This window comes from Sanguibacter massiliensis, from assembly GCF_900240335.1.
Taxonomy (GTDB): Bacteria; Actinomycetota; Actinomycetes; order Actinomycetales; family Cellulomonadaceae; genus Flavimobilis; species Flavimobilis massiliensis.
In genome coordinates this window covers 1,253,805-1,270,850 of sequence record NZ_LT964979.1, presented here as the reverse complement: position 1 = coordinate 1,270,850, position 17,046 = coordinate 1,253,805, and the positions used below count along the sequence as shown (strand labels likewise).

Here is a 17,046-nt window from a genome sequence, read left to right as displayed (position 1 = left end):
TGACGAAGGGCCTCCCGCCACCGGCGGGAGGCCCTTCGTCGTGCTCTAGGGCCGTCGGCGTTGTGGCTCGATAGCCGATCGGTGCGCAGGAAGCGCAAGGATCGGCTATCGGCTATCGGCTATCGGCTATCGGCTATCGGCCACGAGCGCGCGAGACGACGCGAGCGCTCGATAGCCGATCCGGACGCGCGACGTGTGCGGATCGGCTATCGGACGAGGGCGGTAGCGCGATGGTGCGCCTCGATAGTCGATCCGAACAGCGGTGGCGCACCGATCGGCTATCGGAACACGTCGATGTCGGAACGCGTGGGCGTCGGAACACGTGGATGTCGGAACGCGTGGGCGTCGGAACACGTGGATGTCGGAACACGTGGATGTCGGAACACGTGGGCGTCGGCGCGGGTGGGCGTCGGAACACGTGGACGTTGGCACGGGTATGCGTCAGCAACCGTCGTCAGGCTCTCGGCCTGGAGGGTCACGTGGACGGGGGGCGGCCGCGGCGGGGGAGCGGCGCCGCGTCGCGGGGCGCGCGGCCTGCGCGGCCGAGCGCCTCGCGGAGGATGACCTCGATTTGCGCGTTGACCGATCGCAGCTCGTCGTCGGCCCAGCGTGCGACGGCGTCGTGCACCGCGGGATCGAGCCGCAGGAGCACCTGCTTGCGGACCGCGCGCGGCTTGCGCGCCGGGACGTCGGACGTGGTGGCGGTGTCCGCGCCTGTCGAGTGCGTCCCCGGCGCTTCGGCCCCCGACGAACCCGGGCCCGACGCTCTTGACCCCGACCCGCCCGGGGCCGACGCTCTCGCCTCCGATGCACCTGGGCCCGACGCTCCCCCCCCGGACGTGTCCGGGGCGGGCGTCGCCGCAGGGCCCGGGGCGCTCGTGGCGTCCGGGTCCTGCGGCGACGTCGGGTTGCTCGGCATGGTCGTTGTCAGTGGAGCGTGCCCGTGTTGACGATGGGCGTCGCGCGCGAGTCGCCGCACAGGACGACGAGGAGGTTGGAGACCATCGCGGCGCGGCGCTCGTCGTCGAGCGTGACGATCGCGTCGCGCTCGAGGCGCTCGAGGGCCGTCTCGACCATGCTCACCGCACCTTCGACGATCTTCTCGCGGGCCGCGATGATCGCGCCGGCCTGCTGGCGCTGGAGCATGGCCTGGGCGATCTCGGGCGCGTACGCGAGGTGGGAGATGCGGGCCTCGACGATCTCGACGCCGGCGAGGGCGACGCGCTCGGCGACCTCGTGCGCGAGCTCGGCCGACACCTGGTCGGTCGAGCCGCGGAGCGTGGCTTCGCCCGCGTCGGCGTTGTCGTACGGGTGCGTGGTCGCGACGTGGCGGAGCGCGGCCTCGGCCTGCACCTCGACGAAGTCGACGAAGTCCTCGACGGCGAAGGTCGCGCGGGCGGTGTCGGCGACCTGCCAGACGACGATGGCGCCGATGTTCACGGGGTTGCCGTCGGCGTCGTTGACCTTGAGCTCGCTCGTCTCGAAGTTGCGCACGCGCACGGAGACGGTCTTGCGCGTCGAGAGGAGCGGCGTGAAGACGAGGCCCGTGCGGCGGACGGTGCCGATGTAGCGACCGAAGAACTGCACGACCTTCGTCTGGCCGGGGTTGACGATCGCGAGGGCGCTGTAGACGAGGATCGACAAGAGTGTGAGGAGCGCGCCGGTCACCGCGAAGAGGGCCTTGAGCCCTGTGGCGTCGACGAGTTCGATCGCGACGAACGACGCGACGGCGAGGACGAGGAGGAGTGTCGCGCCGCCGAGTGCTGCCCAGCCGTTCGTCATGGCGACGGTGCGCTCGTCGACGTCGACGCGGACGCCGTCGTGGCCCACGGGGACGGTGCTTGGGGTGCCGCCGACGGACTCGTCGGTGTCGTTCATGGTCGTGCCCTTCTCTCGAGGTGAACCGCTATCAAAGTGATATCACATTATCGGGGCGAGGGGCGGTGCTGCAGGACGGGGGTCCCCCTCCGGGCGCGCGACCGCCCGGAGCGCGCCGTCGTGCGCTCCGGGCGTCGTGGGCGGAGTGCGGCCGGGGCTCTCGGGCTCAGGCGAGGGAGAGGAAGAGTTTCTCGAGCCGCGCAGTGCTCTCGGTGCCGTCGTCGGCGACGAGGCACTCGCGCATGCCGCCGGCGATGATCGAGAAGCCCGCGCGGTCGACGGCCTTGGCGACCGCTGCGACCTGCACCATGACGTCCTCGCAGTCGCGTCCCTCCTCGAGCATGCGGATGATCCCGCCGAGCTGCCCCTGGGCGCGCTTGAGGCGGCGGATGGCGGACTGGGTGGTTTCCTCGGGAAGCTGCATGCGCCGAGCATACCCCCAGGGGTGTTTTGCAGATACCCCCCGGGGTGTGTATCTTGGCGTCATCGGATGCCCGTGGGGGTATCCGCCCCGACCTCCGAGGAGAACTCACATGTGCCGTCCCGTCGCCTGCACGTCCTGCGGAAAGACCACGTGGGCCGGCTGCGGCCAGCACGTCGACAGCGTCAAGGCCTCAGTCCCCGCCGGCCAGTGGTGCACGTGTGACCGCGACGCGGCACCCGCCGAGGGTGGGGGCAACTTCTTCTCGCGTCTCTTCGGACGCTGAGACGAGGCGGCCGCAGTGACTGAGAACCGCCGTCCCCGCACCGTCATCGTCGGCGGCGTCGCCGGGGGGATGTCCGCAGCGACGCGCCTGCGTCGTCTCGACGAGCAGCGCGAGATCGTCGTCCTGGAGAAGGGCGAGCACGTCTCGTTCGCGAACTGCGGTCTGCCCTACCACATCGGTGGCGTCATCGAGGAGCGCTCCGCGCTCCTCCTCCAGACCCCCGAGAGCCTCCGCGCACGCTTCGACCTCGACGTCCGCACGGGCCACGAGGTCGTGAGCATCGACCGCGACGCCCGCACCGTCACCGTGCGCAGCGCGGCCGGCACCGAGCAGATCGCGTACGACGATCTTGTCCTCGCGACCGGCGCCGCCCCCGTGCGCCCCGGACTGCCCGGCGCCGAGCGCGCCCACGTCCTGCGCGACGTCGCCGACGTCGACCGCATCGTCGCCGCGCTCGCCGCAGGCGACGCCCCGACGAGCGCCGCGATCGTCGGCGCGGGCTTCATCGGCCTCGAGCTCGCCGAGACCCTCGCCCCCCGCGGACTCGACGTCACGCTCGTCGAGCTCGCCGACCAGGTCCTCCCGCACCTCGACCCTGAGATGGCCCGGCTCGTCCAGGACCGCCTCGAGGCGCACGGCGTCACCGTCCGCACCGGCTCCGGCGCGACTGCTGTCGAGGGCGACGATCTCGTCCTCGCCGACGGCACCCGCGTCCCCGCAGGCCTGCTCGTCATGGCCGTCGGCGTCACCCCCGAGTCCCGCCTCGCCCGCGAGGCCGGCCTTGAGACCGGCGCCCGCGGCGCCGTCCTCGTCGACGCCGCCCAGCGCACGAACGACCCGCACGTCTACGCCGTCGGTGACGTCGCCCTCAAGCGCGACGCGATCGACGATGCGAACAGCTTCGTCCCGCTCGCCCAGACGGCCAACCGCCACGGGAGGCTCGTCGCCGATGCGATCGTCGGGCGCGAGGTTAAGGCCCTGCCCGTCCTCGGCACCGCCGTCGTCGGCGTCTTCGGCCTCACCGCCGCGAGCACCGGCTGGTCCGAGAAGCGCGCCCGCGCCGCGGGCCGCGACGTGCGCATCATCCACACGCACCCCGCCGACCACGCCGGCTACTACCCGGGCGCGACCTCGATGGCGCTCAAGCTCGTCGTCGACGCCGCCACGGACGCGATCCTCGGCGCGCAGGGCGTCGGCGAGGCCGGCGTCGACAAGCGCATCGACGTCATCGCGACCGCGATGCGCGGCGGCCTCACCGCCTCCGACCTCGCCGACCTCGAGCTCGCGTACGCGCCGCAGTTCGGCTCCGCGAAGGACCCCGTCAACATGCTCGGCATGGTCGCGGAGAACCTCGCGAACGGCACGACGCGCTCGCTGCAGTGGCACGAGCTCGACGACGCCCTTGCGGGCGGCGCCCTGCTCGTCGACGTCCGCACCGCGGGCGAGAACGCGGCCGGGGCGATCCCGGGCGCGCTCAACATCCCCGTCGACGAGCTTCGGGCCCGCCACGGCGAGCTCGCCGATCGAGAGGTCGTCGTCCACTGCGCCGTCGGGCAGCGCGGCCACACCGCCGCACGCCTGCTCATGCAGCTCGGGCACACGGCCGTCAACCTCGACGGCGGCTACCGCACGTGGTCCGCGGCCATGCGGACCGTCCCCGCGACGGTCTGACACGACCCACCCGACCGGCCGGCGCCGTTCCCCTGCTGCACCGGTCACGCGCCGCACGCAACCCTTGGCGTGCGACGCCCCAGGAGCCCCGCTGATCCCTGCAGCGGGGCTCCTGCCATGCCCGGCGTGCGTGCCGGAGCCCTGGCCGGGCACCACGGGGCGTCCACGACACGAGCGCGGGCGCACGCCGGGAAACGGCGCAGACGTGTGGGTGCTGCGCCATGGGCGCCGTGACATGCGTGGGCGCACGCTGGGACGGTCCGTCGACGACGACCAGAGGCCCACGATGACACTCGCGCTCAACCCCTACCTCTCGTTCCGCGGCCAGGCCCGCGACGCGCTCGAGCGGTACGCCGAGATCTTCGGCGGGACGCTCAGCCTCATGACGTTCGGGGACATGCCCGGCCACGCGTCGCCCGAGGAGGCCGACTAGGTCATGCACGGCCAGCTCGACGGGATCGCGGGCGGCGTCACGCTCATGGCCTTGGACACTCCCTCCGTCATGGAGTACTCCGTCGGCTCGGACGTCACGACGGCGCTCACGGGTGATGACGAGGCGACGCTGCGGTCGTGGTGGGACGGGCTTGCCGACGGCGGCACCGTGACGTTGCCACTCGAGCAGGCGCCCTGGGGCGACTGGTACGGGCAGGTGACGGACCGGTTCGGGGCGCGCTGGATGGTGAACATCGCGGGCCCCGGCCAGGCGCAGGGCTGAGGCTCGACGCCCCCGGGGCTGCACGGCGCAAGGCCGCGGCCCCGGGGTGCTTGCCGTGAGGGTGCAAGTGGCCCGGGAGTGCAGCGGTATCACCGACCCGTGCCCGACAGAGCGGCTCTCGACCGCGCGACGAGAGGTGCGGGGAATCGAACCCCGGCCTTGGCGCGACCGGTCCTACGCGTAGACCGCGCCCGCCCACAGGTGCCAGAGCGCGGTCGACCGGTACGGGCTCCACGCCGCGGCACGACGTTCGACGGTGCGCGCGTCCGGGAGGCCGAGCGCGCGTCGGAGCACGAGGTCACCTGCGCACACGACGTCGTCGGCGCCGAGGCGCAGCGCGAGGACGTCGGCCGTCCACGGGCCGACACCGGGCAGCGCGAGCATCTCGTCGCGGCGCGCCTCACGCAGGTCGAGCCCGTCAGTGACCGCTTGTGCGAGCCCTGCGACCGTGCGGGCTCGGGAACCTGTGACGCCGAGCGCCGCTCGTAGCTCGTCGACGGGCACCGCCGCGAGCGTCGGCGCGCCCGGGAACGCGAGCAGGCCCGAGTGCCCCGGGGACCCGAACGCGGAGACGAGCCGCCCCGCGAACGTGCGCGCCGCCGCGAGCGAGACCTGCTGGCCGAGCACGGCCGTGACCGCGGCCTCGAACGGCGCGGGATGGCCGAGCGGCCGCAGCCCAGGGCGTGCCGCGACGAGCGGCGCGAGGCGACGGTCCGTCGCGAGGTGACGTTCCGCCGCGCGCATGTCGTCGTCGAGCCGGAACCAGTGCGAGACAACGTCTGCGAGCCCCGGCCACGGAGGCTCGGGCGTGCGGACCTCGACGACATCCGTGCGGAGCGTCACCGCGACGAGGTGCGGCGTGGTCGGACGAACGGTCGTCGTGTCACCTGTGGCGTGCGTGTGGGGTGGGCCCTCCGGGGTCAGCAGCCGGACGTGGCTCGCGGTCCCGAGGTTCGTCGTCGTCGAGCCCGGGACGTCGTGGGCCGCGAGCGCGCGCAGCGCAACGAGCGGCTGCCACGGTCCGCGCACGGGCAGGACGACCGCGGGGGAGGCGCTGAGCCACGCGCCTGCGGGCGCGGGTTCCTGGGGCGTCGGCGCGTGCGCCGCGACCCCGCTCAGACCCACACCCCCGACGTCCCGCGCCGGTGCGAGCCGAGCAGGTGCGTGTCGACGATGCCGACGGCCTCCATGAGCGCGAACACCGTCGTCGGGCCGACGAAGGTGAACCCGCGCCGCTTGAGCTCCTTCGCGAGTGCCCGAGACTCGGCCGACGACGAGGGGACGTCGGCGAACGTGCGCGGCTCGGGGGTCGCGTCGGGCTGGAAGGACCACACGAGCTCGGCGAGCCCGCCGTCCTCGCGGAGCCGCAGCGTCGCGCCTGCGTTCTGCACGGTCGCGAGCACCTTGGCGCGGTTGCGGATGATGCGCGCGTCCGCGAGGAGCCGCGCGACGTCGGTGTCGTCGAAGCGTGCGACGGCCTCGGGGTCGAAGCCCGCGAACACCTCACGGAACGCGGGGCGCTTGCGCAGGACGGTCGCCCACGAGAGGCCCGACTGGAAGGCCTCGAGACTCAGCCGCTCGAAGAGGCCGTGCTCGTCACGGACGGGCATGCCCCACTCGGTGTCGTAGTACTCGCGCAGCAGCGTGTCGGACGCGGCCCAGCGCGGGCGTGCGAGGCCGTCGTCGCCGACGACGAGGTCGGGGCGCTCGGGGTCAACCGTCACCTCGTTCGGTGCCTCGAGCGGGGTCGCAGCCTCCTGCGGCGCCGTCACGCGGCCGCCGCCTCGAGACGCAGGAGCGTCGTCTTCGCCTCGAGCCCGCCGAGGTAGCCGCCGAGCGAGCCGTTCGAGCGCAGCACGCGGTGGCACGGGACGACGACGGGTATCGGGTTCGACGCGCACGCGGAGCCGACCGCGCGGACGGCTTTGGGGTTGTCGAGCGCCGCGGCGACCTCGGCGTACGACTCGGTGCGGCCGTAGGGGACGCCTGAGAGGTGCGTGAGGACCGCGAGCCGGAAGCCGGAGGACAGCCGGCGGTCGAGAGCGACGTCGAAGTGCGTGCGGTGGCCGTCAAAGTACTCGTCGAGCTCGCGTGCGACCGTGTCGAGTCGGGCCGGTGCGCGCAGAACGCGCGGGGATACGCGGCGGGCGAGGTCGTCGAGCACCGCGTCGTGGCCCTCGGCCGCGAACGCGACGCGGACGAGGCCGAGGGGCGTCGCGGCGAGCAGGAGCTCACCGATGGGGCTCGGATGCGTGCGCACGGCGACGTCGAGCAGGTCGTCGGCCTCGGCTCGTGCGGCGAGCGCGTCCGTGAGCGCGCCGAGGCGTGCAGGTGAGGGGCCCTCGGCGAGGGCGCGGGGAACGTCGGTCGTGGTCATGCGATCTCCTCGGAGCCATAGGTGCGGCGGAGCGTGGCGAGGCCGTCGGCGGCGGCGCGGCGGACCGCGTCGGGCGTGCCGCCGACGATCGTGGCGACCTCGACGTACGTGAGACCGCCGAGGTGGTGGTAGGCGAGGGCAAGCCGTTGGCGCTTGGGGAGCGCGGCGACGCGCGTCCACACCTCGGTGTCGGCCGCGCGGGCAGCTGGGTCCGGTGCGTCGCGGCGGGCGGGCGTCGCGAGGTCGCTCGGGTCGGTGCCGGCGGGCACGGTGCGGCGCTCGCGGCGGACGACGTCGACCGCGCGGCGGTGGGCGGCGGTGACGAGCCAGGCCTCGAGGTTCGTCGTCGGCGGCAGGTCCGGGTAGGCCCGCAGCGCGGCGAGAAACGTCTCGGACCAGGCGTCGTCCGCGGCGTCCGCGCCGACGACGGCGCGGCACACGCGCCAGACGGTCGCGCCGTGGCGCTCGACGATCTCGGTGAAGGGCGGCAGCGCCGCGTCGGTGGTGCTCATCACCGGGTAGTCGCGCGGGCAGGGCGGAACGTGAGGTGTCGCCGTCGGGTGGGGCTCACGTGTCCTCCTCGTGCGGGGCTGGTCGTCGCCGACGCTACGCCAGAAGGGCCCCGCCGCGGAGCGTGGCGGGGCCCTTCTGTGGACGACGAGGGGGGGCCGTCCGGCTGTGGGCAGGCGGGGGGGGGCCTGCGCCTCAGCGGCCTGGATCAGCGGCTGAGGTTGAAGCCGGCGGTCCAGGAGATCTTCTCGGAGGCGGCGAGGGTGAGCTGGAGGAATCCGAGGGCCTCGAGTTCGTGGGCCCGCGAGAGCGCGCCGGCGTCGATCGCGGCGAGGCCGCCGGCCTCGACCGCTGCGACGAGCGTCGCCTTGGCCTCCGCGTCGTCGCCCGCGACGAGCACGGTCGTCGTCGCTCCGCCGGTCGTGCCGGAGGCGAGGGTCGCGGCGAAGTTCGTGTTGAACGCTTTGAGGACCCGCGTGCCCGGGAGCTGTGCGGCGAGCTCGGCCGCGGCCGACGAACCCACGGGCACGACGAGCGAGTCGAACGTCGCGAAGTCGAGGGGATTGGTGAGGTCGACGACGACCTTGTCGCTCAGCTGCGCGCCGAAGCGGGCGACGATGTCGGTGAGCGCGGGGTAGGGGACGGCGAGAACGACGACGTCGCCCGTGAGCATAGGGGTCTCAGCGTGCGCGACGGTCTGGACGGACGCGCCGCCCTGGGCGAGGACACCTCCGATCGCCTGCGCCATGTTGCCGGTGCCGATGATGCTGAAGCTGGTCATGGGGTCCTCCTGGGTCGTCCGGCGGGAGGCCCGTCGGAGATTGGTTGAAGTAACAACTAAAAACCTACGCCGCAAAGGTTGAAGCGTCAACCTATGCGCTACGATGGTCCCCATGACGACCGTCGATCCCGCCTCCGACCAGCCCGTGTGGCTCACCGACGACGAGCTGCGCGCCTGGGTGCGCTTCATCGGCGTCGTCCAGCTCCTCCCCGGCGTCCTCGACACCCAGCTTCAGCGCGACTCCCAGCTCAGCCACTTCGAGTACTACACGCTCGCGATCCTCTCCGAGGCCCCCGGCCGCACCCTCCGCATGACCGGCCTCGCGGCCCGCACGAACTCGACCCTGCCGCGCCTCTCGCACGTCGTCACCCGCCTCGAGAAGCGCGGCCTCGTCGCGCGCACCGAGTGCCCCGAGGACCGCCGCGCCATGAACGCGACGCTCACCGACGACGGCTGGCAGACGGTCGTCGCCGCAGCCCCCGGCCATGCCGCCCAGGTGCGCGACTCCGTCTTCGCGGGACTCGACGCCGACGACGTCGCGCACCTCCACCGCATCTCCGACGCGATCCTTGAACGCATCGACCCCGAGGGCCGCCGCTCCCTCCCGTACGAGGGTTGACCCCCGTTCCGAGACCCTTCGCGGCAGCGACGGATCGACGGAGACCCACCGTCGAGCGGTGGGTCCGTGGCACACCGTCAGGTCGCCGGGGCCAGATCCCGCCGATCCACGCGTGCCGGTGCTAGGTTCGGGCCGACGGCACCACGCCGTCGCACCCCGGCCCCGACCCCAGGACCAGCGATGACGAGCGAGACCGGATACGGCGACTTCGAGTTCGAACGACGCTTCTACGTGCGCGGCCTCCCCGACGACCTCCGCGGCGACCCCACACCGACGCTCATCGTCCAGTCCTACTTCCTCGCGGTCGACGGCTACGCGATGCGGCTGCGCGTCCAGGCCGACGGCATCGTCCTCGACCCGAACGCCGACCTCGACGCCGCCCGAGTCCTCGACACCTACGCCGACCGCTTCGACTTCTGCGCCCTCACCGTCAAGGGCCCCGAGGCTGGCGGCACCCGCTACGAGGCCGAACGCGAGATCGACGTCCACGTCGGCGTCGAGATGATGCGCCGCGGCGGCGCGCGCATCGTCAAGAACCGCTACTCCGCCTGGCTCGGCACCGACGGCTGGGTCGTCGACGTCTTCGCAGGCCGCAACCGCGGCCTCGTCATCGCCGAGTGCGAGCGCGGCGCCCCCGTCACCGACCTCACCATCCCCGCGTTCTGCGTCACCGAGGTGACCGGCGACCGCCGCTTCGCCAACGAGACGCTCGCTCACGCACCGTTCCCCACATGGCAGCACGTCTTCGCCGCCGAGCTCGCCGAGCAGGGCCCGCGATTCGCGTCCGGCTTCGGCACGAACACGCTCGCGAGCCCGCTCGCGTGAACGCAGGCACCCCGACGCCGCCCCTACGGGACGTCCTCGCCCGGCTCGACGACGCCGTCGCCCGGCGCGAGAAGACCGCCACCGCGACCGCCGGGGGAGCCCGCGCCGCGCTAGGCCGTCGATAGCGGATCCCTACGCCTCACGAGTACGAGTCGGCTATCGAGCGTCCCGTGTGTGAGGTGCGCGATCGTGAACAGTCGAGAGGTGCATCTCACGTGCACGCATCGGCTATCGGAACGAGGACAGCGGTGGGCTCCGGTGAACGGTCACCACAGACGTCGACGAGTCGACTGGTGCCGACCGCCGGGCGAAGGAAAGCGTCGAACTGCGGCGGAGGGGGACGCTAGTCGTCGTTCTGCGCCAGGTCCCGCCCTCGCAGCGCGTCGAGCGCGCGTCGCTCGCGCTTCGTCGGGCGGCCCGGGCCGCGCTCGCGGAGCGCGACGGGTGCCGCGGCGGCGAGCCGCGGAGGCGGGGGTGGGGTGCGGTCCTCGTAGGCCTCGGCGGCGAGGGGTGCGCCGACGCGCTTGAGGAGGAGCGCGCGGACGACGACGATGCGTTCGCCGGCGTCGGTGCGGGCCCTGATCTCGTCGCCGACGCGGACGGGTGTCGAGGGCTTGGCGCGTTCTCCGGCGACGCGGACGTGCCCGGCGCGGCAGGCGGAGGCGGCGGCGGACCTCGTCTTGTAGAGGCGTGCGGACCATGTCCACACGTCGACCCGCACCTTCGCCCCGTCGTTCACGCGCCCCACCCTACCGACCCGTGTGTCGCGGACCGGGGCCCGAGAGTGTCGGTGGGGCGTCGTAGACTCGGGCTCATGAGCGAGCCGATGTTCCCGACCCACCCGGACGATCCCACGGATCCCCGTGGACCCGGCGGCTCCGCGACGAGCGTCCTCGAGCGCACGGAGCAGGCCCAGGAGGCCGAGCCCGGCGACCACGAGCGCTTCGCGCACTACGTGCGTAAGGAGAAGATCATGCAGTCGGCCATGACGGGTCGTCCCGTCATCGCGCTGTGCGGCAAGGTCTGGGTCCCGGGACGGGACCCGCAGAAGTTCCCCGTCTGCCCCGTGTGCAAGGAGATCTACGACGGCCTGCGCGCCCCGCAGGACGGCGACTCCGGCGGCCAGGGCAGTGGCGGCCAGGGCGACGGCGGCCGGTGACGCCGGCCGCAGAGCAGCCTGACTCCTTCTCCTCCGCGCTCACCGAACGTGTCGAGCGCGCCGCGGCGCGGGCTCGTGCCCGCACGCAGGTGGGTGGCGCCGCACCTCGTCAGGCTGTGCAGTCCATGCCGGCGAGCGTGTCCACGGTCGCGGCGGAGCAGCTCGCTCCGGCGTTCCCACAGCGTGCCCCGTGGGGCACGGCGACGAAGCTCCGTGCGTGGCAGGCGGAGGCCCTCGAGAGGTACCGGGCGACGCAGCCGCGCGACTTCCTCGCGGTCGCGACGCCGGGTGCCGGCAAGACGACGTTCGCGCTGCGGCTCGCGACCGAGCTCCTCGAGGCCGGGACGGTGCGACGCCTCACGATCGTCGCGCCGACCGAGCACCTCAAGCACCAGTGGGCGGACGCGGCCGCGCGCGTCGGCGTGAAGATCGACCCGAACTTCCGCAACGCCCAGGGCCGTGCGGGCTCCCAGTACGACGGTGTCGCGCTCACGTACGCGCAGGTCGCCGCGAACCCGGCGCTCCACCGGGCGCGGACCGAGTCGACGCGCACGCTCGTCATCCTCGACGAGGTCCACCACGGCGGTGACGCGCTCAGCTGGGGCGACGCGCTGCGGGAGTCGTTCGAGGACGCGACGCGTCGGCTGCTGCTCACGGGCACGCCCTTCCGCTCGGACACGTCCCCGATCCCGTTCGTGCGCTACGAGCGGGACCGCGACGGCATCCGACGCTCGTCGGCGGACTACACGTACGGCTACGGCGAGGCGCTGCGCGACCACGTCGTGCGGCCCGTGATCTTCATGTCGTACTCGGGCCAGGTGCGCTGGCGCACGAAGGCGGGCGACGAGGTTGCGGCGCGCCTCGGTGAGTCCATGACGAAGGACATGGTCTCCCAGGCGTGGCGGACGGCCCTCGACCCGAACGGCGAGTGGATCCAGTCGGTCATCGCGGCCGCGGACACGCGACTCACGGAGGTGCGTCGCTCGGTTCCCGACGCGGGCGCGATGGTCATCGCGACCGACCAGACGGACGCGCGTGCGTACGCCGGTCACATCGCCCGGATCACGGGGCACTCACCGACGGTGGTTCTGTCCGACGACGACGGCGCGGGCAAGCGCATCGAGGAGTTCGCGACGAGCGACTCACGGTGGCTCGTCGCCGTTCGCATGGTCTCCGAGGGCGTCGACGTCCCGCGCCTCGCCGTGGGCGTCTACGCGACGAGCGCGTCGACCCCGCTGTTCTTCGCGCAGGCGATCGGTCGCTTCGTGCGCGCACGGCGCCGCGGTGAGACCGCGTCGGTGTTCCTGCCGTCCGTGCCGCAGCTGCTCGAGCTCGCGCACGCGATGGAGACGGAGCGCGACCACGCGCTCGACCGGCCGCGCAACGAGGCTGAGGGGCACGACCCGGAGGCCGACCTGCTCGCGGAGGCGAACCGCGAGGAGAAGGCGTCCGACGACCTCTTCGGGTCGTTCGAGGCGCTCGAGGCGCAGGCGTCGTTCGACAAGGTGCTCTTTGACGGTGGCGAGTTCGGTCTCGGTGCGGACGTCGGCTCGGACGAGGAGCTCGACTTCCTCGGCCTGCCGGGCCTGCTCGACGCCGAGCAGGTGACGACGCTCCTGCGGCAGCGACAGGCGGGCCAGGTGGCGCGTGGACGCCAGGAGATCGACACGGAGGAGTTCGACCACCGGCGCGCCGCGGAACTGCGTAAGGAGCTGAGCCAGCTCGTCGCGGGCTGGGCGCGCCGCTCGGGGAAGCCGCACGGCACGATCCACACGGAGCTGCGACGGCGATGCGGCGGGCCCGACGTGCCGCAGGCGACGGTCGAGCAGCTCGAGAAGCGTGTCGCGATGGTGCGAGGCTGGTTCGTCGGCCGCACGTAGGAGCAGCCCTGATGTCGGTGCCCCGACGTAGGCTGGAGCCGTGATCCTCGACCTGCCTCCCGTGCACGTCTCGACGGACCCCGGGGCCGAGGCCGAGGGGGCCGGCGCGACGGACCTACTCGCGCGTCCGGACGACGTCTGGGTGACGATCGTGTGGAACGACCCGGTCAACCTCATGACGTACGTCGCGTACGTCTTCGAGTCGTACTTCGGCTATCCGCGCCACAAGGCGGAGCAGCTCATGCTGCGCGTCCACCACGAGGGGCGCACGGTCGTCTCGACCGGAGGCCGGGAGCACATGGAACGTGACGTGCAGGCGATGCACGAGTTCGGGCTCTGGGCCACGATGCAGAAGGCAGGGGACGCGTGAGGCCCTTCGAGGAAGTCGACGGGCGGTTCGTCGCGCGGCTCACGCGTGACGAGCGCTTCGCGATCGCGCAGGTCGCGGAGCAGGTCGTCGAGCTGCTCGAGCAGGAGGTGGACGGGCTCGAGGAGATCGCGGCCGCGGGGGCCGACGACGGGCTGCCGTCGGCTCTTCTCGGCCTCGACGACACCGTCGTCGAAGCTCCGACGGACCCAGCGGTGCGCAGGCTCCTGCCCAACGCTGCACCGACCGACCAGGGCGTCGGCGAGGAGTTCCGTCGGCTCACGCAGACGGATCTCGCGCTGTCGAAGGTCAGCCGGCTCACTGCGCTGTGCGCGGCGCTCGTGGGCGACGACGAGCCGCTCCTCGACCTCGAGGACGACGGCGCGACCGACGGCGTGGACGTCGACGACGAGCTCGGCTCACGTGACGTCGCTCTTGAGCCGGCGGACGCCCAGTCGTTCGCGGGTGCGCTCACGGACGTCCGGCTCGTCCTCGCGGAGCGGCTCGGCATCGTCACGGACGACGACTCCGACCGCCTCTCATCGGCGATCGAGCAGGCGTGGCAGGGACGTGCAGACCTTGATCCGCGCATCGAGCTGCTGGGCTCCGTCTTCCTGCTCGCGGGGTACCTCCAGGAGTCTCTCCTCGACCTCATGCTTGCCCGTCTGCGGGGCGGCGCGCCCGGGGCCTGACGCGCATGGCTGGGTGTTTCGGCTGCTCCTCGGCGTGCGAGCCACGCGATCATCGTGCACGCTGGTTCTCAGGACGGCCCCACACATGGGGGCCCAACTGAGAGGAGAGTTCCATGCCTAGCTGGCTCATCATCCTGCTCGTCGGTGTTGTGCTCGTCATCCTGGGTGTCGCGACAGAGATCGGACAGTTCCTCATCTGGATCGGCGTCGTCGTCCTCATCGTCAGCCTCGTCCTCAGCCTGGTGGGCCGAGGTAAGAGGGTCTAGACGGTGTGATGCACCGTCGTGAGACCGTGCATCGTCTCGAAGAGCGCGGCACCCGTCGGGTGCCGCGCTCTTCGAGCGTCCGGGGTCGGACGCATGTGACATTGCGCTCACCGTGACGTGCCCTGCGGCCGCTGTCGGTGACCCCGGCTAGCCTGGGTCGCGTGAATGACGCGCCCATCGGGATCTTCGACTCGGGAGTCGGCGGCCTCACGGTCGCCCGGTCGATCATCGACCAGCTGCCGAACGAGTCGCTGAGCTACATCGGCGACACCGCGCACAGCCCGTACGGGCCGCGGCCGATCGCCCAGGTCCGTGCGCTCGCGCTCGACGTCATGGACAGGCTCGTCGACGACGGCGTGAAGATGCTCGTCATCGCGTGCAACAGCGCGTCGGCCGCCGTCCTGCGTGACGCGCGCGAGCGGTATACGGTGCGGCTCGGCCTGCCGGTCGTCGAGGTCATCTACCCGGCGGCGCGTCGGGCGCTCGCTGCGACCCGGTCGGGTCGCATCGGCGTCATCGGGACGCGCGCGACGGTCGACTCGCGCGCGTACGACGACGCGCTGGGCGTGGCGGAGGGCGTCGAGGTGACGTCGCGCGCGTGCCCCGACTTCGTCTCGCTCGTCGAGGACGGCCGCACCTCGGGCCCCGAGGTCATCGAGGTCGCGCGCGGCTACCTCGAGCCGCTCAAGGCCGCCGGGGTCGACACGCTCGTGCTGGGCTGCACGCACTACCCGCTGCTCACGGGCGCGATCAGCTACGTCATGGGGGAGGGCGTCACGCTCGTCTCGAGCGCGGAGGAGACGGCGAAGGACGTCTACCGGACGCTCGTCGCGCACGGGCTCGAGCGCTCCGCGGACGCGGACGACCCCACGCACAGGTTCCGGACGACGGGTGACCCGGAGGTCTTTCACCGTCTCGCACGGCGCTTCCTCGGCCCCGAGGTCGGGCACGTCGACGAGGTGACGGCCGTGGGGTCCGAGCCCGCGGAGGTCGCGGGATGAGACTGACGATCGTGGGCTGCACGGGCTCGATGGCGGGCCCTGAGGCGGCGGCGTCGAGCTATCTTCTCGAGGCCGACGACGCGGACGGCCGCACGTGGCGCGTCCTGCTCGACTGCGGCTCGGGCGCGTTCGGCCCGCTGCAGGCGCTCGTCGACCCGACGACGATCGACGCGGTCGGGGTCACGCACATGCACCCCGATCACTTCGCGGACCTCTGCGGGCTGTACGTGTACCTGCGTTACCACCCGACGGACGGCACGACAGCACGGCAGTGCGAACGTCCGCTCGAGGTGCGCGGGCCGGAGGGCGCGGGCGCGAAGGTCGCGGCGACGTTCGGCATGGCACCCGAGGAGGACTTCGACTGCATGTCGTTCTCCGGCTGGGACGGCGACCCGTGGCAGGTCGGTCCGATGCGCGTCGAGGCGTTCCGCGTCGAGCACCCGGTCGAGGCGTACGCGCTGCGCGTCACAGGCCCGTCGGACGAGGACCCGTCGCGGGAGGTGTCGGTCGTGTACTCGGGCGACACCGACGAGTGCGACGGCATCGTCGAGGCGGCGCGGGACGCAGACCTGCTGCTCGTCGAGGCGGCGTTCCTCGAGGGGCGTGACGAGCCTCGCGGCATCCATCTCACGGGTGTGCGTGCGGGACGGGTGGCGACGCGCGCGGGCGCGCGGCGCGTCGTGCTCACGCACCTGCAGCCGTGGACGGATCCGGTGCGCGCGGTCGCGGAGGCGACAACGACGTACGCGGGCCCGATCGACCTCGCGCGTCCGCGCGCGGTGCACGTCGTCTGACCGGACGACGCCAGCCCTGCCCCGACCCTCACTGGGAGACCGTATGACCTCGGCCCGCCTCGTCCTCGCGACCCACAACGCGCATAAGCTCGGTGAGCTGCGCGCGATCCTCGTCCCGGCGGACGGTTCTGGCGTGCCCGGGCTGAGCGCTGACGACGTCGTCTCGGCTGCGGGCCTCGGCGCGCCCGAGCCGGTCGAGGACGGCCTGACGTTCGCGGCGAACGCGCTGCTCAAGGCGCGTGCGCTCGCGCGTGCGACGGGGCTCGTCGCGGTCGCGGACGACTCCGGTCTCGCGGTCGACGTGCTCGGCGGGGCGCCGGGCATCTTCTCGGCACGCTGGGCCGGCCGGCACGGTGACGACGCGGCGAACCTCGACCTGCTCCTCGCGCAGCTGAGCGACATCGCGCCCGAGCATCGCGGCGCGCAGTTCGTGTGCGCGGCGGCGATCGTCACCCCGGACGGCCGTGAGCACGTCGAGCACGGCTACCTGCGGGGCACGCTCCTCACGGTGCGTCGGGGCACGGGCGGCTTCGGGTACGACCCGATTCTCCTGCCGACAGGCTCGGACCGCTCGACAGCGGAGCTCACCCCCGCGGAGAAGAACGCGATCTCGCACCGGGGCGAGGCGTTCCGGGCCCTCGTCCCGCACGTCGCGGCGGCCCTCGCAGACTGACCGGCCCCGGGCCCCCACCCGTCTCCTATACACATCTGACGCTGCCGACCACCTCACGCGCGCACGGCCCGTCGGGNGGCCCCACCCCTCCGGTCCCCAGCCCCAGCCGCCCCTCCGGCGCGAAATTCCGC

22 protein-coding genes are annotated in these 17,046 nt (G+C 72.8%); 13 read left to right on the top strand and 9 right to left on the bottom strand.

The window, feature by feature from the left end; translation table 11 throughout:
- Window positions 1-475 precede the first annotated feature (475 nt).
- The 3 genes from C1729_RS05980 to C1729_RS05970 all read right to left on the bottom strand — a co-directional run bounded on the left by C1729_RS05980 (window position 476) and on the right by C1729_RS05970 (window position 2,302).
- Window positions 476-919: a type II toxin-antitoxin system antitoxin gene (locus tag C1729_RS05980; protein ID WP_102509126.1), complete on the bottom strand. Its 444-nt coding sequence runs from the start codon at window positions 917-919 to the stop codon at window positions 476-478.
- Between the two features lie 8 nt (window positions 920-927).
- Window positions 928-1,878, bottom strand: coding sequence for an SPFH domain-containing protein (locus tag C1729_RS05975; RefSeq protein ID WP_102509125.1), 951 nt, complete (start codon window positions 1,876-1,878; stop codon window positions 928-930).
- 166 nt (window positions 1,879-2,044) lie between these two features.
- Window positions 2,045-2,302 carry a metal-sensitive transcriptional regulator gene (locus C1729_RS05970; protein ID WP_102509124.1) on the bottom strand — a complete coding sequence of 86 codons (258 nt, stop codon included), beginning with the start codon at window positions 2,300-2,302 and terminating at the stop codon, window positions 2,045-2,047.
- 298 nt (window positions 2,303-2,600) lie between these two features.
- On the opposite strand from C1729_RS05970, the gene C1729_RS05965 reads away from it, so the two are divergent.
- From C1729_RS05965 to C1729_RS05960, 3 genes are all read left to right on the top strand, one after another.
- Window positions 2,601-4,256, top strand: a complete 1,656-nt coding sequence (locus C1729_RS05965) for an FAD-dependent oxidoreductase (RefSeq protein ID WP_102509123.1) — start codon at window positions 2,601-2,603, stop codon at window positions 4,254-4,256.
- Window positions 4,257-4,542: 286 nt separating this feature from the next.
- A complete protein-coding gene (locus tag C1729_RS15285; protein ID WP_340637939.1) occupies window positions 4,543-4,689 on the top strand; it encodes a VOC family protein in 147 nt (48 codons plus the stop codon).
- 3 nt (window positions 4,690-4,692) lie between these two features.
- On the top strand, window positions 4,693-4,971 hold the full coding sequence (locus C1729_RS05960; protein ID WP_340637938.1) for a VOC family protein: 279 nt from the start codon (window positions 4,693-4,695) through the stop codon (window positions 4,969-4,971).
- Between the two features lie 174 nt (window positions 4,972-5,145).
- On the opposite strand, the gene C1729_RS05955 is transcribed toward C1729_RS05960, so the two are convergent.
- The 5 genes from C1729_RS05955 to C1729_RS05935 form a co-directional block, all read right to left on the bottom strand.
- The gene (locus C1729_RS05955) at window positions 5,146-6,096 is read right to left on the bottom strand and encodes a DNA-3-methyladenine glycosylase family protein (protein WP_102509122.1); all 951 of its coding nucleotides are present in this window, start codon (window positions 6,094-6,096) and stop codon (window positions 5,146-5,148) included.
- Window positions 6,087-6,695, bottom strand: coding sequence for a DNA-3-methyladenine glycosylase I (locus tag C1729_RS05950; RefSeq protein ID WP_207204649.1), 609 nt, complete (start codon window positions 6,693-6,695; stop codon window positions 6,087-6,089). The genes C1729_RS05955 and C1729_RS05950 overlap by 10 nt, the downstream gene beginning before the upstream one ends.
- Before the next feature lie 44 nt (window positions 6,696-6,739).
- A complete protein-coding gene (locus tag C1729_RS05945) occupies window positions 6,740-7,348 on the bottom strand; it encodes a methylated-DNA--[protein]-cysteine S-methyltransferase (RefSeq protein ID WP_102509120.1) in 609 nt (202 codons plus the stop codon).
- Entirely contained in the window at window positions 7,345-7,860 is a 516-nt protein-coding gene (locus C1729_RS05940; RefSeq protein WP_102509119.1) for an RNA polymerase sigma factor, read from the bottom strand. Before C1729_RS05940 ends, C1729_RS05945 begins: the two co-directional genes overlap by 4 nt.
- A gap of 206 nt (window positions 7,861-8,066) precedes the next feature.
- Window positions 8,067-8,639, bottom strand: a complete 573-nt coding sequence (locus C1729_RS05935; protein WP_102509118.1) for an NADPH-dependent F420 reductase — start codon at window positions 8,637-8,639, stop codon at window positions 8,067-8,069.
- Window positions 8,640-8,751: 112 nt separating this feature from the next.
- Between C1729_RS05935 and C1729_RS05930 the strand changes: the two genes are divergently transcribed.
- Both C1729_RS05930 and C1729_RS05925 read left to right on the top strand, forming a co-directional pair.
- Window positions 8,752-9,258: a MarR family winged helix-turn-helix transcriptional regulator gene (locus C1729_RS05930; RefSeq protein ID WP_102509117.1), complete on the top strand. Its 507-nt coding sequence runs from the start codon at window positions 8,752-8,754 to the stop codon at window positions 9,256-9,258.
- A gap of 180 nt (window positions 9,259-9,438) precedes the next feature.
- A complete protein-coding gene (locus C1729_RS05925) occupies window positions 9,439-10,083 on the top strand; it encodes a CYTH domain-containing protein (protein ID WP_102509116.1) in 645 nt (214 codons plus the stop codon).
- 343 nt (window positions 10,084-10,426) lie between these two features.
- Here C1729_RS05925 and C1729_RS05920 read toward each other — a convergent pair whose 3' ends face one another.
- On the bottom strand, window positions 10,427-10,822 hold the full coding sequence (locus C1729_RS05920; protein ID WP_102509115.1) for an RNA-binding S4 domain-containing protein: 396 nt from the start codon (window positions 10,820-10,822) through the stop codon (window positions 10,427-10,429).
- 75 nt (window positions 10,823-10,897) lie between these two features.
- On the opposite strand from C1729_RS05920, the gene C1729_RS05915 reads away from it, so the two are divergent.
- The 8 genes from C1729_RS05915 to rdgB all read left to right on the top strand — a co-directional run bounded on the left by C1729_RS05915 (window position 10,898) and on the right by rdgB (window position 16,915).
- Window positions 10,898-11,242 (top strand): DUF3039 domain-containing protein, encoded by a 345-nt coding sequence (locus C1729_RS05915; RefSeq protein WP_165375430.1) that lies wholly within the window; start codon window positions 10,898-10,900, stop codon window positions 11,240-11,242.
- 125 nt (window positions 11,243-11,367) lie between these two features.
- Entirely contained in the window at window positions 11,368-13,122 is a 1,755-nt protein-coding gene (locus tag C1729_RS05910) for a DEAD/DEAH box helicase (protein ID WP_102510552.1), read from the top strand.
- 40 nt (window positions 13,123-13,162) lie between these two features.
- Window positions 13,163-13,492: an ATP-dependent Clp protease adapter ClpS gene (clpS, locus tag C1729_RS14935; RefSeq protein ID WP_242493732.1), complete on the top strand. Its 330-nt coding sequence runs from the start codon at window positions 13,163-13,165 to the stop codon at window positions 13,490-13,492.
- On the top strand, window positions 13,489-14,181 hold the full coding sequence (locus C1729_RS05900) for a DUF2017 family protein (protein ID WP_165375429.1): 693 nt from the start codon (window positions 13,489-13,491) through the stop codon (window positions 14,179-14,181). The genes clpS and C1729_RS05900 overlap by 4 nt, the downstream gene beginning before the upstream one ends.
- Window positions 14,182-14,294: 113 nt before the next feature.
- A complete protein-coding gene (locus tag C1729_RS14550) occupies window positions 14,295-14,447 on the top strand; it encodes a hypothetical protein (protein ID WP_165375428.1) in 153 nt (50 codons plus the stop codon).
- A gap of 161 nt (window positions 14,448-14,608) precedes the next feature.
- Window positions 14,609-15,448, top strand: coding sequence for a glutamate racemase (gene murI, locus C1729_RS05895; RefSeq protein ID WP_102509113.1), 840 nt, complete (start codon window positions 14,609-14,611; stop codon window positions 15,446-15,448).
- Window positions 15,445-16,242 carry an MBL fold metallo-hydrolase gene (locus tag C1729_RS05890; RefSeq protein ID WP_102509112.1) on the top strand — a complete coding sequence of 266 codons (798 nt, stop codon included), beginning with the start codon at window positions 15,445-15,447 and terminating at the stop codon, window positions 16,240-16,242. Before murI ends, C1729_RS05890 begins: the two co-directional genes overlap by 4 nt.
- Window positions 16,243-16,285: 43 nt before the next feature.
- A complete protein-coding gene (gene rdgB / locus C1729_RS05885; RefSeq protein ID WP_102509111.1) occupies window positions 16,286-16,915 on the top strand; it encodes an RdgB/HAM1 family non-canonical purine NTP pyrophosphatase in 630 nt (209 codons plus the stop codon).
- Window positions 16,916-17,046: the final 131 nt, after the last annotated feature.

Coding starts and splice junctions, on each gene's coding strand:
- C1729_RS15285 (WP_340637939.1), top strand. CDS start 4,543: ATGACACTCGCGCTCAACCCCTACCTCTCGTTCCGCGGCCAGGCCCGC.
- C1729_RS05925 (WP_102509116.1), top strand. CDS start 9,439: ATGACGAGCGAGACCGGATACGGCGACTTCGAGTTCGAACGACGCTTC.
- C1729_RS05940 (WP_102509119.1), bottom strand. CDS start 7,860: ATGAGCACCACCGACGCGGCGCTGCCGCCCTTCACCGAGATCGTCGAG.
- C1729_RS05945 (WP_102509120.1), bottom strand. CDS start 7,348: ATGACCACGACCGACGTTCCCCGCGCCCTCGCCGAGGGCCCCTCACCT.
- C1729_RS05975 (WP_102509125.1), bottom strand. CDS start 1,878: ATGAACGACACCGACGAGTCCGTCGGCGGCACCCCAAGCACCGTCCCC.
- rdgB (WP_102509111.1), top strand. CDS start 16,286: ATGACCTCGGCCCGCCTCGTCCTCGCGACCCACAACGCGCATAAGCTC.
- C1729_RS05980 (WP_102509126.1), bottom strand. CDS start 919: ATGCCGAGCAACCCGACGTCGCCGCAGGACCCGGACGCCACGAGCGCC.
- C1729_RS05970 (WP_102509124.1), bottom strand. CDS start 2,302: ATGCAGCTTCCCGAGGAAACCACCCAGTCCGCCATCCGCCGCCTCAAG.
- C1729_RS05930 (WP_102509117.1), top strand. CDS start 8,752: ATGACGACCGTCGATCCCGCCTCCGACCAGCCCGTGTGGCTCACCGAC.
- C1729_RS14550 (WP_165375428.1), top strand. CDS start 14,295: ATGCCTAGCTGGCTCATCATCCTGCTCGTCGGTGTTGTGCTCGTCATC.
- C1729_RS05910 (WP_102510552.1), top strand. CDS start 11,368: ATGCCGGCGAGCGTGTCCACGGTCGCGGCGGAGCAGCTCGCTCCGGCG.
- C1729_RS05960 (WP_340637938.1), top strand. CDS start 4,693: ATGCACGGCCAGCTCGACGGGATCGCGGGCGGCGTCACGCTCATGGCC.
- C1729_RS05890 (WP_102509112.1), top strand. CDS start 15,445: ATGAGACTGACGATCGTGGGCTGCACGGGCTCGATGGCGGGCCCTGAG.
- C1729_RS05935 (WP_102509118.1), bottom strand. CDS start 8,639: ATGACCAGCTTCAGCATCATCGGCACCGGCAACATGGCGCAGGCGATC.
- C1729_RS05915 (WP_165375430.1), top strand. CDS start 10,898: ATGAGCGAGCCGATGTTCCCGACCCACCCGGACGATCCCACGGATCCC.